Here is a 22608-nt window from a genome sequence, read left to right on the forward strand (position 1 = left end):
CATGACGACCAACCCCTTCGAGGACGAGAACGGCTCCTACCTGGTGCTCGTGAACGACGAGAACCAGCACTCGCTCTGGCCGGCCGGCCTCGACGTGCCCGCGGGCTGGCGGGTGGCGCTGGAGGCCGGTCCGCGGGGCGCCTGTCTGGAATACATCGAGACGCATTGGACGGACCTGCGCCCGGCGAGCCTCACGCGGGCGTGACCGCCGTGAACGCTCCCGGGCCCGAGCCGGTTGCGGGGCCCATGCCCGAGCCGGTTCCCGAGCTGGTTCATGAGGCCTTCGCGGCGCAGGCGGCCCGTACGCCCGGCAGGACGGCGCTCATCTGCGGCGCCGAGCGGCTCACCTACGCCGAGCTGGACGCGCGCGCCCGGGAGCGGGCCGCCGGGCTCGGCGACGTGGCCGGCCGCCTCGTCGGGGTGCGCGCGGAACGCGGCGTCGAGCTGGTGGTCTCGCTGCTGGCGGTGCTGAAGGCCGGCGCCGGGTACCTCGTGCTCGATCCCGCCTTCCCCGAGGAACGGCTGCGCGGCATGGTGGCCGACACCGGCGCCGCCGCCGTACTGTCCTGTGCCGGCGTGCTGTCCCCCGCCGGCCGGGAGCGTTCGCCGGGCGGCGGGACCCGGCACGACGGGGTAGCGTGCGTGATGTTCACCTCGGGCTCCACCGGCAGGCCCAAGGGCGTCGCCGCGCCGCACCGGGCGATCACGGCCACGGTGACCGGGCAGGAGTACGCGCCGTTCGACGCGGTCTGGCTGCAGTGCTCGCCGACCTCCTGGGACGCGTTCGCGCTCGAACTGTGGGGGCCGCTGCTGTCCGGCGGGACGTGCGTGCTCTACCCGGGGCCGCGGCCCGACCCTCTCGTGCTGGCGCGGCTGGTCACCGAGCACGGGGTGAGCGCGGCGTACCTGTCGGGCAGCCTGTTCAACGTGATCGTGGACGAGTGCCCGGACGCGCTGGCCGGGCTCCGCCGCCTGATCGTCGGCGGCGAGGCGCCGTCGCCCGCGCACCTCCGCCGCGCCCTCGACCGTCATCCCCGGCTGCGCCTGCGCAACGGGTACGGGCCGGTCGAAGGCATGATCTTCATGACCACCCACCCGGTGACGGACACGGGCGGGCCCGTGCCCATCGGCACACCCCTGCGGGGCAAGCGCGTGCACGTCCTGGACGCGCGGCTGCGGCCGGTCGCGGACGGCGAGGTCGGCGAGCTGTACGCGGCCGGGGACGGGCTGGCGCTCTACTACGCCGGCCGGCCCGGGCTCACCGCCGAGCGCTTCGTGGCCGACCCCTTCGGGGCGCCGGGCGGGCGCATGTACCGGACCGGCGACCTGGTGCGGCGGGGGCCCGGCGGGGTGCTGGAGTTCGTGGGGCGGGCGGACGAGCAGGTGAAGGTGCGCGGGTTCAGGATCGAGCCCGCGGAGGTCGAGGCCGTGCTGGCGCGGCATCCCGGGGTGGCGCGGGTGTGCGTGGTGGCCAGGGAGGACGTGCCGGGCGATCGGCGGCTGGTCGCGTACGTCGTGCCGCGCCCCGGCGCCGCCGCCGTGGACGTGGCCGGGTTGCGGGCGCAGGCGGCCGGGGTGCTGCCCGAGTTCATGGTGCCGTCGGCGTTCGTGGTGCTGGAGTCGCTGCCGCTGACCGGAACCGGGAAGCTGGACCGGGCCGCGCTGCCGGCGCCCTCGTACGAGGCGGCCGGGGCGGGCGAGCCGCGCTCGGAGGTGGAGCAGGCCCTGTGCGGGCTGTTCGCCGAGGTGCTGCGGGTGCCCGGGGTGGGGGTGGACGACGACTTCTTCGCGCTGGGCGGGGACTCGCTGATGGTGGCCAGGCTGCTCAGCAGGATCCACGCCGAGCTGGGGGCGGAGGTAGGCGTCAGAACGCTGTTCGAGACCCCCACGGTGGCGGCCATCGCCGAGCACATCGACGCCGTCGCCGACCGCATCGACGCGATCGCCGGGCCCCTCGGCACCGTCGCCGAGCCGCGCTCCCCATCGGTCGCGGGCGCCTCCACGCCACTCACGGCGGGCACGCGGGCGGCGGGTGGCTCGGGGTCGTTGCCGGTGGCGCGGGAGGTGCCGGGTGGCGGCGCGCCGCTGTCGGCGGCGCAGCGCAGGCTGTGGTTCCTCGACCAGGTGGACGCGGGCGTCGCCTACAACATGCCGATGCTCGTACGCCTGCGCGGCCCCGTGGACGTGCCCGCGCTGCGCGGTGCGCTGGAGGACGTGGTGGCCCGCCACGAGCCGCTGCGGACGGTCTTCACCGTGCACGACGGCGAGCCCGCGCAGCGGGTCCTGCCCGCCGGGGAGCCCGCACCCGGGTTCACGGCCGTCGAGGTGCCGGCCGCCGAGCTGGACGAGCGGGTCGCCGAGGCGGCGCGGCACCGGTTCGACCTCGGAGCCGAGCTGCCCATCCACTCCGTGCTGTTCACGACGGGGCCTGGCGAGCACGCGTTGCTGCTGGTCATGCACCACATCGCCGTGGACGGGTGGTCGCTGCCGCCCCTCATGCGCGACCTGTCCCTCGCCTACCGGGCACGGCTGGACGGCGTGCCCGCCGCCTGGACGCCCCTGCCCGTCCGGTACTCCGAGTACGCCGCATGGCACCGGGAGCGGGTGGACGCCATCGCCGCCGGTGACCTGGCGTACTGGCGTGAGGCCCTGAAGGGCATGCCCGAACACCCGGCACTGTCCCGAACGGCCGGCCCGCGCGCCGACCAGCACGCCGGCCCGCCCACCTGCTCGCGCACCGGCTCGCGCACTGGGGCGGCGGCGGGCATGGCGGCCCGGCACGCCGGGGCTGCGGCGGACACAGTCGTCCGGCACGTCGGGGCCGAGCTGCACGCGCGGCTGCTCAAGCTGGGCAGGGCGCGCGGGGCCACGCTGTTCATGGTGCTGCACGCCGCGCTCGCCGTCGTGCTGCAGCGGGCGGGCGCGGGCTCCGACGTCGCCATCGGCGCGCCAGTGGCGGGGCGGTCCGGCGGCCCGGTTCCCGGCGGCGCGATGCCGGGCAGCCCGAGGTCCGGCGCAGTACCCGGCGGCGCGGTACCCGGCGGCGCAGTGCCCGGCGGCGCAGTGCCCGGCGGCGCAGTGCCCGGCGGCGCAGTGCCCGGGGGCTCGGTGGACGAGCTCGTGGGGTTCTTCGTCAACCTGCTCGTGCTCCGTTCCGATCTGTCGGGCGATCCGTCGGCCGGGGAACTGGTGGCGCGGGTGCGGGAGACCGACCTGGAGGCGTTCTCACACCAGGAGGCGCCGTTCGAGCGGGTCGTGCACGAGCTGAACCCGGCCCGGCACCCGGGGCGGCATCCGCTGGTCGACGTGGTGCTGGCGTTGCAGAACAACCTGCGGGCCGAGCTGGCGCTGCCCGGGGTGGACGCGCGGGTGGAGGTGGTCAGGACTGGGGCGCCCAGGTTCGAGCTGCTGGTGGACGTGACCGACGACTACCTGCCCGGCGGGGTGCCGGCCGGGATCGCGGTGACGCTGGAGTACCGCGTGGGCGCCTTCGACCGGGCGGTGGTGGAGTGGCTGGCCGACGCGCTGCTCCGCGTCCTGGACGGCATGGCGGCGGCGCCTGACACACCCATCTCCCAGATCGCGCTCCCACCCTCGCCCGAAACCGCCGCACTCCCACCCGAGATCGCCCCATCGTCACCCGAGATCACCCCACCGCCACCCGGATCCGCCCCGCACCGATCCGGAGTCGCCTCGGGCGCCGGCGGAGGGCCTGCCGGGAGCGTGGCGCCGAACGCGGAGCTGGAGCGGCGGATCGCCGCCGTCTGGGCCGACGTGCTGGGCGTGGCGCGGGTGGGGCGGGACGACGGGTTCTTCGCGCTGGGCGGGAACTCGCTCAGCGCCGTGCGGGTCGCCGCCCGCCTGACCGGCCAGGGCCTGCCCGCCACCGCCACCGACCTGTTCTCCTCCCCCACCGTCGCCATGCTGGCCACCACGCTGGCCGCCGTCCTGGCCTCGGGGCCGGACGGGACGCGGCCCGGGCCCGCCATCGCCCGCCTGCCCAGAACTCCGCGCACCCGCCCCCGGTGAGGAGCACGTTCATGGACCTCAGCGTGATGTTCTTCGGCGCCGACGACGCCGGCGCCGGACACACTGCCAAATATGCAGGACATACCGCCAAATATGACGACATCCTGGCCATCGCCCGCGCCGCCGACCGGCTCGGCTTCACCGCCATCTGGACCCCCGAGCGGCACTTTCAGCAGGTCGGGCAGGTCTTCCCGAACCCGGCCCTGCTCAGCGCCGCCCTGGCCACCGCCACCGAACGCATCCACCTGCGCGCGGGCAGCCTCGTGCTCCCGCTGCACCACCCGCTGCGGGTCGCCGAGGACTGGGCCGTCGTGGACAACCTCTCACGCGGCCGGATCGGCGTGTCGGTGGCCACCGGCTGGCACTCCACGGACTTCGTGCTCGCCCCCGCCGCGTACCAGGACCGCAGGGAACGCGCCTTCCGCGACCTCGCGCTGCTGCGGCGGCTGTGGGCGGGCGAGGCCGCGGAGTTCACCGACGGCACCGGCGGGCGGGTCGCGGTCGTCTCGCAGCCCAGGCCGTACTCGGCCTCCCTGCCGCTGTGGACCACCACCTCCGGCAGCCCGCAGACGTGGGAGGCGGCCGGCCGCATGCGTACGAACATCCTCGGCGCCACCATCGGCCAGACCCGCGACGAGCTGGCCGGCAAGATCCGCCTCTACCGCGACGCCTACGCCGCCGCCCCCGAACAGCCGGGCGCCCCGCCCAGGGGCACGGTCACGCTGATGGCCCACACGTACGTGGCCGGCACCGACGAGGCGGCCAGGGAGCAGGCGGGCGCGCCGCTCAAGGAGTACCTGAGGTCGTACGTGGCACAGACGGCCGCGAACAAGCAGGCGGCCGCGCACGAGGGGGCGGTCGCGAGCAAGCCGGCTGCCGGCAAGGGGGCGCGGGCAGGCGCGCTGAGCGAGGAGCAGCTCGGCACGCTCACCGAGTTCGCCTTCCGGCGCTACCTGACCTGGGGCAGCCTCATCGGCTCGCCCGAGACCTGCCGCAAGAGCCTGGCGGACCTGGCCGACCTCGGCTGTGACGAGGTGGCGTGCTTCGTCGACTTCGGGCTCGGCAGGGCCGAGGTCCTGGAGAGCCTGCGGCGCCTGGCCGACCTGGGCGGGGAGGACCGATGAGCACCGCCGACAGGTTCGCCGCGCTGAGCACCGAACGCCGGGTGGAGCTGCTGCGCCGCCTGGTCGAGGCGGGCCGGCTGGAGGCGATCCCCGACATCGTGCCCCCGCGCGACCCCGCCCGCCCGGTGCGGCTCAGCCCGGCGCAGGAGGACCTGTGGGTGTACGAGTCGCTCTATCCGGACACCGCCGCGCTCAACCTGTGCTGCGCCTACCACTTCGGCACCCCGGTCGACCCGACCGACCTGGAGGCGGCGCTGACCATCGTCCAGGGGCAGCACGACACCCTGCGCATGCGCGTCACGGGCGAGGTGGGCGAGCTGCGGGTGGAGTCCGCGCCGGCGGAGCCGTTCCGGCTGGAGCGGCAGGACCTGCGCGGCGGCGGCACCGGCCTGCGCGAGGCGCTGCACGCCTTCAGCCGCCGCACGTTCGAGCTGGACGGCGGGCCGCTGATCAGGGGCCGGTTCATCACCGTGGACGACACGCGGGCCACGCTGGTGCTCGCGCTGCACCACATCGCGACGGACTGGTGGTCGTTCGACGTGCTGCACGGCGAGCTGACCGAGGCCTACCGGACCGTGCGCGAGCGGGTCCCGCCGCGCCTGCGCAGGCCCGGCATCCAGTACGCCGACTTCGCCTGCTGGCAGCGCGAGCTGGAGGCGGCCGGAGTGTTCGACGCCCAGCTCGACTGGTGGCGCGGCTACCTCGCGAACCCGCCCAGGCCCCTCACCGTGGGCTCCGCGACGCCGGCCGGCGGTTTCGGGGTCGAGCAGGTCGCCTTCCGCATCGACGCCCGCGTGGAGGCCGCCGTACGCGCGCTGGCCAGGGAGCGCGGGGCCACCGTGTACGGCGTGCTGATGACGGCGTTCGCGGTCTTCGCGCACCGGCTCACCGGCGAGCCCGACCTGATCACCGGCACGCCCGTCGCCAACAGGTCGGCCAGGGGCCTGGACCGCGTCATCGGCTACGTCATGAACTCCGTCCCGGTGCGCTGGCGGATCGGCGGCGGAACGACGTTCGCCGAGCTGCTGGCGCGTTTCACCGCCGAGTTCCCCCAGGTGCTCGCGCACGCCGACGTGCCCGTGGGCCGGATCGTGCGGGCGCTGGACCCGGAGCGGGTGGCGGGGCGGTCGCCGCTGTTCCAGTGGGTGTTCATGCACCTGCCGCGCCAGGAGAGCGTGGCCAGGCTGCGGGAGATCGCCGATCCCGAGCGGGTGCACACCGGCGGGGAGCACGACCTGATCGGGATCGTGCGTGACGGTGACGACGGGTTCGAGGCGAGCCTGGAGATCCGTACCGACGTGTACGCGCCCGAGGTCGTGCGGGCGTGGGCGGACTCCTTCACGACCCTGCTGGACTCGCTCGTGACGGAGCCGGACGCGCCCGTCTCCCGGGCCTCGCTGGTGCCCGCGGAGCCGCGCGAGCCGTCCGCCGCGGTGCCCGCCGTGATGCCCGCCGTGATGCCCGCTGCGACGACGCTGTACGGGCTGGTGGCGCGGCAGGCCGGGCTCAGGCCCGATGCGGTGGCCGTCGAGTCGGAGCACGGGCGGCTCACCTACCGGGAGCTGCTGGAGCGCGCCGACGCGCTGGCGGCGGCGCTCGTGGAGCGCGGGGTGGGGCCCGAGCGGGTGGTGGCGCTGGCGCTGGGGCGGTCCACGGCCATGGTGGTGGCGATCCTGGCGGTGCAGCGGGCCGGTGGGGCGTACCTGCCGGTCGATCCGGACGATCCGGCGGAGCGGGTGGCGTACCTGGTCCGGGACGCCGGGGCGGGCCTGCTGGTCGCCGGGCCGGGGGTGCTGCCGGCGCTCGACGTGGAGCGGATCTCCCCCGACGCCTCCGGACCCATCACGAAATTTCCGGACATCGACCCGCGGAGTGCGGCGTGGGTGATGTACACCTCCGGCTCCAGCGGCCGCCCCAAGGGGGTGGTGGTCAGCCACGCTGGTGTCGCCTGCCTGGCGCACTCGCTGGTGACGTCGTTCGGGCTCGGCGGGAGCAGCCGGGTGCTGCAGCTCGGGGCGCCGACGTTCGACATCTCGGTGGGCGAGCTGTGCCTGGCGTTCGGCTCCGGCGGCACCCTCGTCGTCCCGCCCGCCGGGCCGCTGGCCGGGGACGAACTGGGGCGGGTGCTGCGGGAGCGGCGCGTCACGTTCGGGCTGATCCCGCCGGCGGTGCTGGCCACCGTACCGCCCGGCGACTACCCCGACCTGCGCGGCGTCGCCTCCGGGGCCGACGTGTGCCCGCCGGAGCTGGTGGCGCGGTGGGCGGACAGGGGCTTCTGGAACGCGTACGGGCCGACCGAGACCACGGTCTGCTCCAGCGTCAGCGACCCGCTCGCCCCGGACGGCACGCTCCCGCCGATCGGCCGCCCGCTCACCGGCACCCGCCTGTACGTCCTGGACGCCCGCCTGCGCCCGCTGCCCGCCGGGGTGCCCGGCGAGCTGTACGTGGGAGGCGCCGGGGTGGCACGCGGCTACCTCGGCCGCCCCGGCCTCACCGCCGAACGTTTCGTCGCCGACCCGTACGGGGCTCCGGGTGAGCGCATGTACCGCACGGGCGACCTCGTCCAGCGGCGGCCCGACGGCCAGATCCAGTTCCTCGGCCGGACCGACGACCAGGTGAAGGTGCGCGGCTTCCGCATCGAACCGGCCGAGATCGAGGCGGCGCTCGCCACGCACGCGACGGTCGCGCGGGCGGCGGTGGCCCGGCACGGCGACCGCCTCGTCGCCTACCTCGTCCCTCGCCCGGGGGCCGAGCCCGACCCCGGCGGCGTGCTCGCGCACGCGATGGCCACGCTGCCCGTGCACCTGGTGCCGAGCGAGTTCGTGGTGGTGGAGACGCTGCCGCTCACGCCGCGGGGGAAGCTGGACCGGGCCGCGCTGCCCGCGCCCGGCGCTCCGGCGGAGGTGACGCGCGCGCCGGTCACCGAACGCGAGTCGGCCCTGTGCGCCCTCTTCGCCGAGCTCCTCGGCCTGCCGGAGGTGGGGGCCGAGGACGACTTCTTCCGGCTGGGCGGCGACAGCGTCGCGGCGATCCGGCTCGTCAGCCGGGCCCGCGAGCGGGGGCTCGGGCTCACGCCGCGCGAGGTGTTCGTCGCCAGGACCCCCGCCGCGCTGGCCGCCCTGGCCCGGGTCGCCACGCGTGCCGTCGCGGACTCTCCCACCGGCCGGTTCCCGATCACGCCGATCATGCACTGGTGGCGCGAGCACGGCGGGCCGCTGGACACCTTCACCCAGTCGCTGGTGGTGCCCGTCCCGCAGGGCTGCGACGAGGAGCGCATCAGGACGGCCCTGCGCACGCTGACGGCCCGGCACGCCGCCCTGCGCATGCGGCTGCTGCGGCACTCCGAGGAGGACTGGGAGCTGGAGGTGCCGGTCCCTGAGGAGGCTGCGGAGGTCCCGTTCATCCGCACCTGGGCGGACGCGGACGGCCCCACCGGACACACCGGACCCCCAGGCCCCACCACCACCGATCCCACCGGCCCGGCCAGGCGTGAGGCCGGGCATGAGGCCGCGCGTGAGGCCAGGCGTGGGGCCGAGCGTGAGGCCAGGCGTGGGGCCGAGCGTGAGGCCGCGCGTGAGCCCAGGCATGAGGCCGCGCGTGAGGCGCGGCCCGATCCCCTGCGCGGCGCCATGCTCGCGGCCACCTGGACCGCGCCCGGCCGGTTGCTGCTCACCGCCCACCACCTGGCCGTGGACGCCGTCTCCTGGCGCGTGCTCGGACCCGAGCTGGCCGCCCTGCTCAACGGCCCCGCCGAGGCCGCCACCCCGGCCGCCCGAGGGACGTCGTTCGCCCGCTGGTCCCGCCTCCTGACCGCCGAGGCGCAGCGGCCGGAGCGGGTGGCGGCCGAGTTCCCGCTGTGGGAGCGCATGGCGGCCGGCGAGCCGCTGCTGAGCCCCGGCCGCCCGCGAGGGCGCCGGACGCGTGCCGTCCTCACCAGGACGCTCCCGCCCGGGCTCACCGAGCAGGCCGTGACCCACCTGCCCGCCGCCTTCCGCTGCGGCCCGGACGAGGTGCTGCTCACGGCCCTGGCCATCGCCGTGACCCGATGGCGCGGCGGGACGGGTGTGCTGGTGGAGGTCGAGGGTCACGGCCGCGAGCCGTTCACCGACGACGTGGACATCTCCGGCACCATCGGCTGGTTCACCACCCAGTACCCCGTCAGCCTCGACGCCACCGGCACCCCCGCCGACGCGCTCAAGCGCGTCAAGGAGACCCTGCGCTCGATCCCGGGAGCGGGCCTCGGCCACGGCCTCCTGCGCCACCTCAACCGGGACACGGCCGCCAAGCTGAGCACGCTGCCCGCCCCTGACCTGCGCTTCAACTATCTGGGCAGGTTCGAGGGCGAGCTGGTGGGCATGCCGGGCACCCCGATGGCGTACGCGGTGGAGCTGGACACGGTGGTCCTGACCGGCGCGGACGGCGCCCGCCTGACGGCGAGCTGGTCCCACGCCGCCGAGCTCATCGGCTCCCAGGACGTCGCGGACCTGGCCGGCCTCTGGGAGGCGGCGCTGACGGAGCTGGCCGCCCACGCCGGTGAGGGCGGCGCGACCAGCTCCGACTTCCCGCTGGTCGAGCTGACCCAGTCCCAGATCGAGGCCCTCGAAGCGGACCTGGACGGCGGCTGGTGAGCGGCAGGCTGGCCGACGTGCTGCCGCTCTCCCCCGCCCAGGAGGGCCTGCTCTTCCACGCCCTGTACGGCGGCGGCGACGCGTACGTGATCCAGGCCAGGTTCACCCTGGACGGCGAGGCCGACCCGGCCAGGCTGCGCGCGGCACTGGAGTCCCTGCTCGAACGCCACCCCAACCTGCGCGCCTGCTTCCGCCACAAGGGCCTCGACCAGCCGGTGCAGCTCGTCCCGCGCAGCGTCCGTGTCCCGTGGACGGAGGTGGAGCCGCCGGCGGACGCCGACCTGGAGCGGATGCTGGAGGCGGACCTGCTGCGGCCGTTCGACGTGACGAGGCCACCGCTGGTGCGGGCCATGCTCGTGCGGCGGCGCGAGCTGGTGCTGACGATGCACCACCTGCTGGTGGACGGCTGGTCGATGCCGATCCTGGCCCGCGAGCTGGCCACCCTGTACGCGGGCGGGCCCCCGCTGCCGCCCGCGCCGCCGTTCCACGCCTACCTGGCGTGGCTCAGCTACCAGGATCGCGAGGAGGCGCGGCAGGCCTGGCGTGAGGCGCTCGACGGCCTGCCGGGTCCCACGCTGCTCAGGCCGGGGGCCGGGGCCGCGAGCCCGCGGCAGGAGGCGGTGGAGCGCGAGCTGCCGCCCGAGCTGAGCGAGGCCGTGCGGCGGCGGGCGCGCGCCGCCGGGGTGACGGTCAACACGCTGGTGCAGGCGGCGTGGGGGCTGGTGCTGGCGCGGATGACCGGGCGCGAGGACGTGGTGTTCGGGGCGGTGGTGTCCGGGCGGCCGCCGGAGGTGGCGGGCGTGGAGTCGATGGTGGGGCTGTTCATCAACACCCTGCCTGTACGCGTCCGGGCCGGCGAGCCCGGGCTGCTGCGGCGGCTGCAGGACGAGCAGGCCCGGCTCACCCCGTACCACCACGCACGCCTGGCGGACGTTCGGCGCGGCGGCGGCGAGCTGTTCGACACCCTGCTGGCCTTCGAGAACTACCCCCGTGACGGCCTGGACTCCCAGAGCGGCCTGCGGCTGACGGGCGTGCACGATGGGACCCACTACCCGGTCACCGTGACGGTGGTGGCGGGTGAGCGGCTGTGGCTGCGGCTCGGCTACCGTCCCGACCTGGTGAGCCGGGCCGAGGCCGAGGCCATCGCCGCCCGGTTCGTGCGGGCGCTGGGGTCGGCGGACCTGGACGGCGCCGGCGTGCTTCCCGCCGAGGAGCGCCGCCTGCTCGCGTCCTGGGGTGGTGCGGCGGGCGACCCGGCATCCGAGCCGGACGCGACGCTCGAACGGCCGGGTGCGGCTTTTGTGCGGCCGGGTGCGGCCTTTGAACGGACAGGGGCGGGTTTCGGGGCGGGCGCGGGCGTCGGCGGGTCGGTGCCGGAGCGGTTCGCGGCGCAGGTGGCGCGGACGCCGGACGCGGTGGCGGTCGAGCACGGCGGCCACCCGCTCACCTACGCCGAGCTGGACGCCCGCTCCGACCGGGTGGCGGCGCGGCTGAGCCTGGCCCCTGAGACACCGGTCGCGCTGCTCATGGAGCGCTCCCCCGAGCTGGTGGTGGCTCAGCTCGCGGTGCTGAAGGCGGGCGGCTGCTACATGCCGCTGGACCCGGGACAGCCGCGGGCCAGGCTGGACTGGCTGCTGGAGGACAGCGGCGCCCAGCTCGTCCTGACGGAGCTGAACGGTGGCGAGCCGGACCAGGACGGCCCGCATGAGCGGGTGGCCGGGTTCGCGGCACGGGCCGTGCATCCGCATGCCGCCGCGTACGTCATGTACACCTCCGGCTCCACGGGCACGCCCAAGGGCGTCGTCGTCACCCACGCGAACATCCTGGAGCTGGCCTCCGACCGGCGCTTCGCGGAACACCACCGGGTCCTGCTGCACAGCCCGCACACGTTCGACGCGGCCACGTACGAGCTGTGGGTGCCGCTGCTCAACGGCGGCACCACGGTCATCGCCCCGCCCGGCCCCCTCAGCCCCGGCACCGTCGAACGGGCCCGGCTCAGCGCGGTGTGGCTGACGGCCGAGCTGTTCCGCACCCTGGCCGACCTGGCGCCCGGCGCGCTCGCCAGCGTCCCGGAGATCTGGGCGGGCGGCGACGTCCTCTCACCGGACGCGGTGCGACGGCTGTCCCGGCACGGGGCGCGGGTCGTCAACGGGTACGGGCCGACGGAGACGACGACGTTCGCCACCAGCCACCCGGTCGGCCCCGAGCCTGGGACAGGGCCCGTCCCGATCGGCCGCCCGCTGGACGGCACGCGCGTGTACGTCCTGGACGCCCGCCTGCGCCCCGCCCCGATCGGCACGATCGGCGAGCTGTACATCGCCGGGACCGGCCTGGCACGCGGCTACCTCGGACGTGCCGGGCTGACGGCGGAACGGTTCGTGGCGGATCCGTTCGCGGTGGGCGAGCGCATGTACCGGACCGGGGATCTGGCGCGGTGGACGTTCGGCGGGGAGCTGGAGTTCGCGGGCCGGGCGGACGGCCAGGTGAAGATCCGCGGCTACCGCATCGAACCGGGCGAGGTCGAGGCCGCACTGGAGTCCTGCCCGGACGTGGACCGCGCCGTGGTCACCACCACCGCCGGTTACGCGGATGCCGGTCACGCGGATGCCGGTCAGGGCGGGGCTGGGGCACGGCGGCTGGTCGCGTACGTCGTGCTGCGCGGTGGCGGGACGCTGGAGCGCGTGCGGGAGCACGTCGCGGCGCGCCTGCCGAAGCACCTGCTCCCCGCCCAGTACGTCCTCCTCGGCCACCTCCCCCTCAACCCGCACGGCAAGGTGGACCGCACGGCACTCCCCGCCCCGGAGCCACCGCCCCGCCACCCGGCCGCCGAGCCCGGGACGCCCCGCGAGAAGGAGCTGTGCGAGCTGTTCACGCAGATCCTGAGCGGCACGGCCACACGTCCTCCCGCGGAGACAGGAGGCATCGGCGCGGACTCGGACTTCTTCGAGTGCGGCGGCGACTCGCTGCTCGCCATGCGCCTGACGGCCGCCATCGAGGCCAGGCTCGGCCTCCGCACCTCCATAGCCGCCCTGTTCGAGGCCCCCACCCCGGCGGCGCTCGCCGTCCGCCTCGACACGCCCGCACCGGAGCTGGACCTGTCGCCGCTGCTGACACTGCGCGCCGGGGGTGACGGGGCGCCGCTGTTCTGCGTGCATCCGGGCCGGGGCATCGGCTGGTCCTACACCTCGCTCCTGCCCCACCTGCCGCCGGGCCACCCCGTGTACGCCTTGCAGTCGCCGGTGCTCCAGGACCCCGGGTACCCGGGCCCGGACAGCATGCGGCGGATGGCCGAGGACTACCTGGCGCGGGTGCGGGCCGTCCGCCACGATGGCCCGTACCTGCTGCTGGGGCACTCCTTCGGCGGGCTGCTCGCGTACGAGATGGCCGCCCGCCTGCGCGCGGACGGGCAGGAGGTCGGGCTGGTCGCCTCGCTGGACGCGGTCCCGTGGCCGCCCGGCACGCGGGCGGACCCGGCGGACGCCGAGCAGGAGGCGCTGACGATCCTGCTGCGCACGCGCACCTTGCACCCGTACGCGCAGCCGGGGCCGCTGGAGCGGGCGCGGGTGTTCGCCGCCGTGCGCGAGAGCGAGGGGCCGCTGTCCGGGCTGGGCGACGACCGGCTGTCGGCCGTGGCGGACGCGGTCGCCGGGCATCTGCGGCTGGCCGTCACGTACCGGCCGTCGCCGTTCGACGGGACGGTGCTGCTGTTCTCGGCCACGGCCCAGCCCGGCGGCCCGCCGTCGGCGGTCAAAGCGGAGCGGTGGGCGCCGGCCCGGGTGCGGGTCCACGACCTCGACTGCGGTCACAGCGACCTGCTCAGGCCCGGCCCGGCCGCCGCGATCGCCGGGGTCCTCGAACCGATCCTAGGGAGTATGTGATGGCGCCGGTCGAGTACGAGTTCCCCGTGTCGCCCGCGCAGGCCAGGATGCTGGTGCTGGACCAGCTCAACCCGGGCACCGCCCAGTACAACGTGCCCGTGGCCTTCACCGTGCGCGGCCCGTTCGACGTCTCCGCCTTCCGCGCGGCCCTGGACGCGGTGGTGGCCGGTCACGAGTCGCTGCGTACGGTGTTCCGGCCGGGCGACGGCGCGTACGTGCAGGTCGTGACGGAGGAGGCGAGGGCGGCGCTGCGGGTCGAGCGGGACGTGCCCGTGGCCGCCGCGGACGGGCTGCTGCGGGCGGAGGCGGCGGTGCCGTTCGACGTGGAGGCGGGGCCGCTGCTGCGGTGCGTCGTGTACGAGCTCGGCGACGGCAGCCACCGCGTGCTGCTGACGGCACACCACCTGGTGTGCGACGGCTGGTCGCTGCGACTCCTCCTCCAGGAGCTCACCGCCGCTTACCGCCCCGCCGCCACTTCGACTCGCGGCACAGCCGCGCCGGAGCCGCCCTCGCTCCAGTACCCCGACTACGCCGCCTGGCAGCGGGAACGCCTCGACTCGCACGCCCTGGACGCGGCGGTCGCGTACTGGGCGGGCGTGCTCGCGGACGCGCCCAGGACGCTCGCCCTGCCCACCGACCGCCCACGCCCGGCCGTGCAGTCCACGGCGGGCGGCGTGCACCGGCTGGACCTGCCGCCGGACACCAGGGAACGCCTGGCCAAGGTCGCCGCCGAGCGGAACACGACCCCGTTCACCGCCATGTTCGCCGCGTTCGCCGCCTTCCTGGCCAGGCTCACGGGACAGCGGGACTTCGTGGTGGGAGTGCCGGTCTCGGGCCGCGACCACCCGGACGTCCAGGGCCTCATCGGCCTGCTGGCCAACACGCTGGCGTTACGCGCCGACGTGGCGGGCGAGCCGTCGTACCTGGACCTCGTGACCCGCGTACGCGACCGCCTCCTGGAGGCCCACCCCCACCAGGAGGCCCCGTTCGAGGCGGTGGTCGAGGCGCTGGCCCCCGGCAGGGAGCTCAGCCACGCCCCTCTCGTGCAGGTCATGCTGGCCTACGACGACGACACCCACCTGCGGCTCGACCTGCCCGGAGCCGTCACGGAGCGCGTCGAGCTGCTGCTCGACGACGCCAAGTTCGACCTGCTCCTGAACGTGCAGCGGGACGGCGGCGGCCTGGCCGCCCACTTCGTGCACCGGGCGGACCTGTTCGAGCCGGCCACCGTCCGGCACTGGGCGCGCGCGTTCGAGACGCTGCTGAACGGCCTGCTCGACCGCCCAGAGCTGCCCGTGACCGCCCACGACCTCCTCCCGCCCGACGAGCGCCACCGCGTGCTGCACCGCTGGAACCGCACCACCTCCCCCACCCCCGCCGGCCTCGTTCCCGACCTGGTCGCCGAGCGCGCCGCCGAGCGGCCCGACGCGACGGCGCTGGTCTGCGGCGCCACCGCGCTCACCTACCGCGAGCTGCTGGAGCGCGCCGACCGGCTGGCCGCGAGGCTGCGCGCGGCCGGCGTGGGCCCCGGGGTGCCGGTGGGGCTCTGCCTGGGCCGGGGCGCCGGGATGGCGGTGGCCGCGCTGGCGGTGCTGCGGGCGGGCGGCGCGTACGTGCCCCTCGACCCCGGCCATCCGGAGGCCAGGCTGCGCTTCATGATCGAGGACGCCGGGGTGAGGCTGCTGATCGCCGACGACGGGCCGGAGGATCGCGGCGTCCCCGCGGCCACGGCCGGGCCGGGGGAGTTCGGGGTGCCGGTGACCACGGTCGAGGGCGGGCCGGTCCCGCCGGTCGGCCCCGTGCTCGACGCCCGCCCCGCCCTCGCCGACACCGCGTACATCCTCTACACCTCCGGCTCCACGGGCAGGCCCAAGGGCGTCGCGGTCGAGCATCGCGCGCTGCTGAACCTGGCCACCGCCGTACGCCCCCAGTTCCCGGTGACCGGCGAGGACCGGGTGCTGCAGTACGTGTCGTTCGGGTTCGACGTGGCCGTGTCCGACCTGTTCTTCACGTTCGTGGCGGGGGCGGAGCTGCACGTGGCGGCCGAGTGCGAGCGGCTCGGCGACGACCTGTACGCCCGCCTGCGCGACTCCCGCATCACCTACGTCTTCCTGCCGCCGTCGGCCGCCATGTCGCTGCCGTGCCCGCCGGACGCGCTGCCCGACCTGCGCACGCTGGCCATCGGCGGCGAGGCGTGCCCGGCCGAGCTGGTGGAACGCTGGGCGACGCCGCGGCGGCGGGTGGTGGACGCGTACGGGCCGAGCGAGTGCACCGTCTACGCCACCACGGCCGAACTCGTGCCCGGAGAGCCGGTGGTGATCGGCCGTCCGGTGGCGAACGTGCGCGCGTACGTGCTGGACGAGTGGCTGCGCCCGGTGCCGGTCGGCGTGACGGGCGAGATCTACCTGGCGGGGGCGAGCCTGGCACGCGGGTACGCCAACCGGCCCGCCCTGACCGCCGAGCGCTTCGTGGCCGATCCGTACGGGCCGCCGGGCGAGCGCATGTACCGGACCGGCGATCTGGGCCGTTACGACGCGGGCGGTGTCCTGTCGTACCTGGGCCGGGTGGACACGCAGGTCAAGCTGCGCGGCTTCCGCGTCGAGCTGGGCGAGATCGAGACCGTGCTGGCCGCGCATCCGGGCGTGTCGGTGGCGGCGGCGGCCGTACGCGGAGACCGCCTGGCGGTGTACGTGGTGCCCGGCACCGGATCTGGTGAGCGGGGGCTCACCGTGGTGGAGGTGCGGTCCTGGCTGGCGGCGCGGCTGCCCGGCTACATGGTGCCCGACGCGGTCGTGTTCGTGCCGGAGCTGCCGGTCAACCGATCCGGCAAGCTCGACAGGCGGCGGCTGCCTGAGCCGCCGCTCACCCGTCCCGACCTGGACAGCCCGTACGCGGCCCCGGTCACCCCCACCGAGCGGCGGATCGCGGCGGTGTGGGCGGCGGCGCTGGAGCTGACCCAGGTGGGCCTGCACGACAACTTCTTCGACCTGGGCGGCAACTCGATCCGGCTGCTCGCCGTGCTGTCGGCGCTGCGCGAGCGCGGGCAGGACGGCGGGCTCAAGCTGGTGGACCTGTTCCGGCATCCCACGGTCGCCGCGCTGGCCGCCTTCCTGGACGGCGCGGGCGCGGACGGGGAGCAGGACGAGTCCCGGCGACGGGGGCGGAGCAGACGCGAACGGCTGGCCGCTCGCAGGAACACGCAGAGAGGCGGGAACTGATGCACGACGTACCGGCGGTGGCCATCGTGGGGATGAGCGGCCGCTTCCCGGGGGCCCGCGATCTGGACGAGTTCTGGCGCAACCTCGTCGAGGGCGTCTGCTCGATCACGGACTTCACGGAGGAGGAGCTGCTGGCGGCCGGGGTGGACGCCGCCGAGTTGCGCGGGCCCGGGTACGTGGCGTCGAAGGGCTTCCTGGAGGAGGCGGACCGGTTCGAGCACGAGCTGTTCGGGTTCAACGCCACGGAGGCCGCCGCGCTGGACCCGCAGCACCGGCAGCTCCTGGAGACCGCCTGGTCGGCGCTGGAGGACGCCGGCTATGACCCGCGCCGCACCGGCCTGCGGACCGGCGTGTACGTGGGCGGCGGCCCGAGCGAGCACGCGGTCGCGGCCCAGGTGGACGGGCGGTTGCGGGCCCGGCTGGGGCCGATGCACGTGCGGGTGCTCACCGATCGGGAGTTCCTGGCGGGGTGGCTGTCGTACCGGCTGGGGCTGACGGGGCCGAGCCTGACCGTGCAGACGGGCTGCTCGACCTCGCTGGCCACGGTGCACGTGGCCGTGCAGGCGCTGCTGGCCGGGGAGTGCGACCTGGCGGTGGCGGGCGGCGTGTCGATCGACTCGCCGTACCCGCGCGGCTACCTGTACGAACCGGGCGGCATCTCCTCCCCCGACGGACGGTGCCGTCCCTTCGACGAGAAGGCGGCGGGCACGGTCGGCGGGAACGGCGTCGGCCTGGTGGTGCTCAGGCGGCTGGAGGACGCGGTCGCGGACGACGACCCGATCCACGCCGTCATCCGCGGCACCGCGGCGGGCAACGACGGGTCGGGGCGGGTGGGGTTCACCGCGCCCGGCGTGGACGGGCAGACCGCGACCATCGAGGAGGCCTGGGCGGCGGCGGGGCTGGATCCGGCGGACGCGCAGTTCCTGGAGGCGCACGGGACGGGCACGGATCTCGGTGACCGCATCGAGGTGGCGGCCGCGGCGGAGGCGTTCCGGGGGGCCCGGCGGTGTGCGATCGGGTCGGTGAAGTCCAACGTCGGGCACCTGAACGCGGCCGCGGGCGTGGTGGGGCTGATCAAGGCGGCGCTGATGCTGCGGCACCGCACGATGGTCCCCACCGTGAACGTCACCCGCCCGCACCCCGACCTCGCCCTGGACGACACCCCGTTCCGCCTGCTCACCCGGGCCGAGGCCTGGGCCTCCCCGGCTTTCGGGCCGCGCCTGGCGGGGGTGTCGTCGCTGGGCATCGGCGGCACGAACGTGCACGTCGTCCTGGAGGAACCGCCCACGCCCGCCGGCGACGCGGGTGCAGGCCGGCGTGCTTCCGGTGCCGGTGCCGGTGCCGGCGCAGGTGGTGCTGATGCCGGTCGCATGGTGCTGCCCTTGTCGGCGCGGACGGAGGCGCAGCTCGCCGCCGCCGCCCGGCGCCTGGCCGCCGTGCTGCATTCGCCCGGCGCGCCCCCGCTGGCCGACGTCGCCCACACCCTGGCCCACGGCCGCGCCACCCTGGACGCCCGCGCGTACGTGACCGCCGCGACATGTGAGGAGGCCGCCACCGCACTGGAATCCCTCGCCACGGGCCGCACGACCGCCGGCGGCAACGCGGTCGGCGCGGCGTGGGCGGCGGGTCAGGAGGTCACCTGGCCCGAGACCGGCGGCCGCCGCACCCGCCTGCCCACGTACCCGTTCGCGGGCGACCACCACGGCGCCCTCACCCTCGGCCCCCCACCGGCTCCCGAGCCGGAAGAGCAGGCCACCGGCACGGAGGCGGCCGTGACGGCGCTGTTCCGCACCACCCTGGCCCTGGACGGCGAGCAGGACCTCGACCGCACGTACTTCGCGGCCGGCGGCGACTCCCTGACCGCCGTCTTCCTGGTCAGCGAGCTACGCGACCGCTTCGCCCTGGACGTCCCCATCGAGCTGTTCCTCACCGAACGCCCCCTGCACGAGCTGATCACCCGCGCCGTGCACGGCGAGGAGGACGACCTCCTCGGCGACCTCCTCGACGAACTCGAACAAGACGAGCCCGAACCAGACGAGCCCGGACAAGGCGAGCGCGGACGATGAGACGCCCCCCGCCGGATCCCGCCGTCCTCGACGACCCCGACCTCCTCGACCCGCACCTGCACGCCACCCACGACCTCACCCCCCTCTGGCGAAGACTGCGCGCCACCGACCCGGTACGCAGGCACGACCGCTTCTGGAGCGTCACCCGCCACGCCGACGTCCTGCGCGTGATCCGCGACCCGGACACCTACACCTCGCTCCGGGGCAACATGCTCCGCACCCTGATGCGCGGCCACGACCCCGCCGCCGGCAAGATGATCGTGGTCACCGACGGCCCCCGCCACACCGCCCTCCGCCGCCTGCTCACCCCGGGCTTCACCCCGCGCACCCTCGGCCCCGTCACCCACTCCATCACCGCGGCCACCAGGGACCTCCTCAGCTCCCTCACCCGCCGCGGCGGCGGCGACTTCGTCGGGGAGGTGGCCGCGCAGGTGCCGTTGCGCGCGATCTGCGAGCTGCTCGGCGTCCCGGAACGGGACCGGCAGCGCGTCCTGGAGCTGACGGCGCAGGCCATGCTCGGCGAGGAGGGCGCCGACCTGGCCGCCAGAATCGCGCAGAGCGAGATCCTGCTCTACTACACCCGCCTGGCCGCCGAACGCAGGTCCGCCCCAGGCAACGACGTCATCAGCCTGCTCGTCTCCGCCGACCTCACCGAGGAGGAGGTGCTGCTCAACTGCTACAACCTGATCATCGGCGGCGACGAGACGGCCCGGCTGGCGATGGCCGGCGGGCTGCTGGCGCTGGCCACGTACGGCGAGGAGTGGGCGCGCCTGCGCGCGGACCCCGGCCTGATCGAGCCGGCCACCGAGGAGATCCTGCGCTGGACCACCCCCGCCGCCCACGTCGGCCGGGTCGCCACCCGCGCGGCCGAGCTGGGCGGGCGGCGCATCGAGGCGGGCGACGTGGTGGCGCTGTGGACGGTGTCGGCCAACCGCGACGAGGCCGTCTTCGCCGACCCCGACCGCTTCGACGTGGGCAGGCGGCCGAACAGGCACCTGACGTTCGGCCACGGCCCGCACTTCTGCCTGGGCGCGCAGCTCGCCCGCGCCGAGATCAGGGCCCTGCTGGCGGAGCTGCGCGCGACGGTGACCAGGATCGAGGTGACGGGCCCGGTGACGTGGCTGCCGTCGAACTTCGTCAACGGCGTCGCGACGCTCCCCGTCTCACTGGCGTAGGACGCTCCGTGGCGTAACCTGCAAGTATGTCCGTCCACTTGAACCACACCATCATGCCGGCCAGGGACAGGGACGCGACGGCCGCCTTCCTCGTCGAGCTGCTCGGCCTGGAGCCGGCGCCCGAGTACGGCCCGTTCCGGGTGGTCTCGCTGGGCAACGACGTGTCGATCGACGTCGTGCAGGCGGGCGAGGAGCTGCCGTCGCAGCACTACGCGTTCCTGGTCAGCGAGGACGAGTTCGACCAGATCTGGGGCCGGATCAAGGAGCGCGGGCTGACGTACTGGGCCGATCCGTTCCACCGGCAGGCGGGGCAGATCAACACCAACGACGGCGGGCGCGGCCTCTACTGGTCCGACCCCAACGGGCACAACCTGGAGATCATCACGGTGCCGTACGGCGGCGGTTAGGGCGCCAGCGCCTCCAGCGCCTCCTCGGCCCGGCGCATCGCCTCCTTGGCGCCGGACTCGGGTATCTCGCGGTCGAAGTTCAGGTCGTGGAAGACCTCCGTGACGCCGGCGGCGCCGAGGGCCTCGACGTCGCGCCTGATCTTGTCGTACGTGCCGGTCAGCGGGCGTTCCTCGTCCTGGGCCCGCACCTGCGTGGAGCCGCGGCAGACGAGCCGGAACGCGCTCGCGTCCCGCCCCGCCGCGGCCAGCTCGTCCTTGATCAGCCCGATGCGGGCGGTGATGGAGGCCAGGTCCTCCCTGCTGGAGCTGACCCAGCCGTCGGCCAGCCGGGCGGCGCGGCGCAGCGCGACGTCGGCGGTGCCGCCGAGCAGGATCTGGGGCGGGCCCGGCAGCGGCTTGGGGTCGAGGTGGGCGGGCGGCACGCGGTAGAAGTCGCCGTCGTGCTCGACCACGTCGTCGGTCCACGCCTTGCGCAGCACCTCGACGAACTCCTCGCCCCTGCGGCCGCGCCGCGCCATGTCGGTGCCGGTCGCCTCGAACTCCTCCGGCAGCCAGCCCAGCCCGATCCCGGCGGTGAGCCTGCCGCCCGAGAGCGTCTGCAGCGTGGCGAGCTGCTTGGCCAGCGGCACGGGCTGCACGTACGCGTTGATCACCGCGACGCCCAGCCGGATGCGGCTGGTCACGGCCGAGAGGTGGGCGAGCGTGACGATCGGGTCGTGCACGGCGCGGTAGGTGGGCCCCATCGGGTGCCCGACCGGGTACAGCAGCCGCTGGAACGTCCACAGCTCGTGGTAGCCCAGCTCCTCGGCGCGGACGGCGATGCGGCGCATGTTCTCGGGTGTGGCCCAGGGCCCTGACACGGGTACGGCGAAACCGACTCTCATGGCACCTAGTCTGTACGAGTGGGTCTTGAAGCTGAGCTGGCGGGCATCGCCGCGGCGTACGGCGGCGCGGGAAAGCCCGTGTTACACCCGACGCGCACGGACGTCGTGGTGTTACGCATGGGCGAGGTGGTGGTGAAGGCCCATTCGGCGCGCGACGACGCCGAGTCGCTGCGGCCGAGGTTGCGGGCCGCGGCGTCGGCCTCGGTGAGCGGGGTGATGCTGGCCCCGCTGGAGCGCGAGGTGCTGTCGGCGGGCGGGCGCGCGGTCACGGTGTGGCCGGCGGGCCGTCCGGTCTCGCACGACGATCCGGGCTCCGCGCCGTGGGAGGAGGGGGCCAGGCTGCTGGCCAGGCTGCACGCCGTTCCTCTCACGCTGGTGCCCGCGCTGCCGCCCGCCGGAGGGCCCGCCAGGGCCGCCAGGGCGGTGAGCCGGATGACCGGCGACGGGCCGGTGGAGCAGCTCGTCAGGCGGGCGTTCAAGGAGCTGCCCGAGCCGCGGCCGCTGCCCGGCCTGCTCACGCACGGCGACTGGCATCTGGGCCAGCTCGTGCACCGTGACCGGTGGCTGCTCATCGACGTCGACGACCTCGGGGTCGGCGACCCGGCGTGGGACCTGGCCAGGCCCGCGGCCTGGTACGCGGCGGGCCTGCTCGAACCGGCGGTGTGGGAGCGGTTCCTGGGGGCTTACCTGGGCTCCGGCGGGCCGGCGCTCGGCCAGGGCGACGACCCGTGGGCGCGCCTCGACGTGCCCGCCCGGGCGCTGACCGTGCAGCTCGCCGCCGTGGCCGTGGTCAACGCCGACAGCGAGGGCCGGGAACTCGACGAGGTCGAGCACTCGTTAATCGAATCGTGCAACAGAATCGTCCGAGCATGACGGGGGTTGCGCGCGGTAGGTTTCACCCTGAGACCTCGAGTCAAGGAGAGCGACTTAGATGCAGTGCCCCAAGTGCCGCGGGAACATGCGGACCTATGAGCGCAACGGCGTCCACATCGAGCAGTGCGACAACTGCCGAGGGATCTTCCTCGACTACGGCGAGCTGGAGACGCTGACCCGGATGGAGACGCAGTACCACGCGGCTCCCCCGCCTCCCGCCGCCCCCGGCCCGGCCTGGGGCGCCCCGCACCACGGCGGCGGCCACTACGGCGGCCACCACCGTCAGCGCAGCTGGGTGGGCATGCTGTTCTCGACCTGACGAGACC

The 22608-nt window shown here is 75.2% G+C and carries 12 protein-coding genes; 11 read left to right on the plus strand and 1 reads right to left on the minus strand.

The genetic code is table 11. The annotated features are described in order from the left end of the window. Nucleotide 1 precedes the first annotated feature (1 nt). Genes HD593_RS36380 through HD593_RS36420 form a run of 9 tightly spaced genes read left to right on the plus strand, consistent with a single transcriptional unit; the run spans nucleotide 2 to nucleotide 20525 of the window. Entirely contained in the window at nucleotides 2–205 is a 204-nt protein-coding gene (locus HD593_RS36380) for an MbtH family protein (RefSeq protein WP_185106457.1), read from the plus strand. After that, nucleotides 202–4029 carry a non-ribosomal peptide synthetase gene (locus HD593_RS36385; protein WP_185106458.1) on the plus strand — a complete coding sequence of 1276 codons (3828 nt, stop codon included), beginning with the start codon at nucleotides 202–204 and terminating at the stop codon, nucleotides 4027–4029. Before HD593_RS36380 ends, HD593_RS36385 begins: the two co-directional genes overlap by 4 nt. A gap of 11 nt (nucleotides 4030–4040) precedes the next feature. Beyond that, nucleotides 4041–5153: a MupA/Atu3671 family FMN-dependent luciferase-like monooxygenase gene (locus HD593_RS36390; protein ID WP_185106459.1), complete on the plus strand. Its 1113-nt coding sequence runs from the start codon at nucleotides 4041–4043 to the stop codon at nucleotides 5151–5153. After that, on the plus strand, nucleotides 5150–9781 hold the full coding sequence (locus tag HD593_RS36395) for a non-ribosomal peptide synthetase (protein ID WP_185106460.1): 4632 nt from the start codon (nucleotides 5150–5152) through the stop codon (nucleotides 9779–9781). Before HD593_RS36390 ends, HD593_RS36395 begins: the two co-directional genes overlap by 4 nt. Further along, nucleotides 9778–13659: a non-ribosomal peptide synthetase gene (locus HD593_RS36400; protein ID WP_185106461.1), complete on the plus strand. Its 3882-nt coding sequence runs from the start codon at nucleotides 9778–9780 to the stop codon at nucleotides 13657–13659. Before HD593_RS36395 ends, HD593_RS36400 begins: the two co-directional genes overlap by 4 nt. Further along, the gene (locus HD593_RS36405; protein WP_185106462.1) at nucleotides 13659–16877 is read left to right on the plus strand and encodes a non-ribosomal peptide synthetase; all 3219 of its coding nucleotides are present in this window, start codon (nucleotides 13659–13661) and stop codon (nucleotides 16875–16877) included. Before HD593_RS36400 ends, HD593_RS36405 begins: the two co-directional genes overlap by 1 nt. Continuing rightward, complete coding sequence (locus HD593_RS36410; protein ID WP_185106463.1) at nucleotides 16877–18943, plus strand: beta-ketoacyl synthase N-terminal-like domain-containing protein; 2067 nt, start codon at nucleotides 16877–16879, stop codon at nucleotides 18941–18943. Before HD593_RS36405 ends, HD593_RS36410 begins: the two co-directional genes overlap by 1 nt. Further along, nucleotides 18940–20118, plus strand: a complete 1179-nt coding sequence (locus HD593_RS36415; protein ID WP_185106464.1) for a cytochrome P450 — start codon at nucleotides 18940–18942, stop codon at nucleotides 20116–20118. The genes HD593_RS36410 and HD593_RS36415 overlap by 4 nt, the downstream gene beginning before the upstream one ends. Before the next feature lie 26 nt (nucleotides 20119–20144). Then, nucleotides 20145–20525, plus strand: a complete 381-nt coding sequence (locus tag HD593_RS36420) for a VOC family protein (RefSeq protein ID WP_185106465.1) — start codon at nucleotides 20145–20147, stop codon at nucleotides 20523–20525. On the opposite strand, the gene HD593_RS36425 is transcribed toward HD593_RS36420, so the two are convergent. Beyond that, the gene (locus tag HD593_RS36425; protein WP_185106466.1) at nucleotides 20522–21409 is read right to left on the minus strand and encodes a TIGR03619 family F420-dependent LLM class oxidoreductase; all 888 of its coding nucleotides are present in this window, start codon (nucleotides 21407–21409) and stop codon (nucleotides 20522–20524) included. The genes HD593_RS36420 and HD593_RS36425 overlap by 4 nt on opposite strands. 18 nt (nucleotides 21410–21427) lie before the next feature. Here HD593_RS36425 and HD593_RS36430 point away from each other — a divergent pair, with 18 nt between their 5' ends. Together HD593_RS36430 and HD593_RS36435 are read left to right on the plus strand one after the other, a co-directional pair. Then, entirely contained in the window at nucleotides 21428–22282 is an 855-nt protein-coding gene (locus tag HD593_RS36430; protein WP_185106467.1) for a phosphotransferase, read from the plus strand. A gap of 58 nt (nucleotides 22283–22340) precedes the next feature. Then, nucleotides 22341–22601, plus strand: a complete 261-nt coding sequence (locus HD593_RS36435; RefSeq protein WP_185106468.1) for a TFIIB-type zinc ribbon-containing protein — start codon at nucleotides 22341–22343, stop codon at nucleotides 22599–22601. Nucleotides 22602–22608 lie beyond the last annotated feature (7 nt).

Origin of the sequence: Nonomuraea rubra (assembly GCF_014207985.1) — a bacterium.
Classification (GTDB): domain Bacteria; phylum Actinomycetota; class Actinomycetes; order Streptosporangiales; family Streptosporangiaceae; genus Nonomuraea; species Nonomuraea rubra.

Coding starts and splice junctions, on each gene's coding strand:
- HD593_RS36380 (WP_185106457.1), top strand. CDS start 2: ATGACGACCAACCCCTTCGAGGACGAGAACGGCTCCTACCTGGTGCTC.
- HD593_RS36420 (WP_185106465.1), top strand. CDS start 20,145: ATGTCCGTCCACTTGAACCACACCATCATGCCGGCCAGGGACAGGGAC.
- HD593_RS36405 (WP_185106462.1), top strand. CDS start 13,659: ATGGCGCCGGTCGAGTACGAGTTCCCCGTGTCGCCCGCGCAGGCCAGG.
- HD593_RS36390 (WP_185106459.1), top strand. CDS start 4,041: ATGGACCTCAGCGTGATGTTCTTCGGCGCCGACGACGCCGGCGCCGGA.
- HD593_RS36415 (WP_185106464.1), top strand. CDS start 18,940: ATGAGACGCCCCCCGCCGGATCCCGCCGTCCTCGACGACCCCGACCTC.
- HD593_RS36435 (WP_185106468.1), top strand. CDS start 22,341: ATGCAGTGCCCCAAGTGCCGCGGGAACATGCGGACCTATGAGCGCAAC.
- HD593_RS36395 (WP_185106460.1), top strand. CDS start 5,150: ATGAGCACCGCCGACAGGTTCGCCGCGCTGAGCACCGAACGCCGGGTG.
- HD593_RS36410 (WP_185106463.1), top strand. CDS start 16,877: ATGCACGACGTACCGGCGGTGGCCATCGTGGGGATGAGCGGCCGCTTC.
- HD593_RS36425 (WP_185106466.1), bottom strand. CDS start 21,409: ATGAGAGTCGGTTTCGCCGTACCCGTGTCAGGGCCCTGGGCCACACCC.